The sequence below is a fragment of the Mangrovimonas futianensis genome (genome assembly GCF_021245805.1).
GTDB classification, from domain to species: domain Bacteria; phylum Bacteroidota; class Bacteroidia; order Flavobacteriales; family Flavobacteriaceae; genus Mangrovimonas; species Mangrovimonas futianensis.
In genome coordinates, this window is sequence record NZ_JAJJNF010000058.1 from 1 (window position 1) to 291 (window position 291).

At 32.0% G+C, this 291-nt stretch carries 1 pseudogene; it reads left to right on the forward strand.

Annotated elements, in window-relative coordinates:
* Nucleotides 1-229 (forward strand): annotated as a pseudogene (locus LOK78_RS16940) (hypothetical protein); the annotation flags it as partial.
* Between the last annotated feature and the right edge of the window lie 62 nt (nucleotides 230-291).

Sequence of the window (291 nt, forward strand, 5' to 3'; positions counted from 1 at the left end):
TCCTGTTCTCAAATTTCTGATTCTTCATCACAATCAGTTTGTTGGTTCAATTCCATCCAGTTTATGGCACTGTAAAGAGCTTGTACGTATATCTCTAGATAACAATAGATTCACAGGAACCATACCAAGAAGTATAGGAAAGCTGAACCTGCTGAAGGAGCTCTACCTTGACAACAACAATTTGGAAGGTAATACTACATCTTTTTGGTTCAAATATGACTGTTATTAGATCTAAATATTAACTTTTGGTCTTTGTCTAATTATTTAACATATTAATATAATTAAAACTCT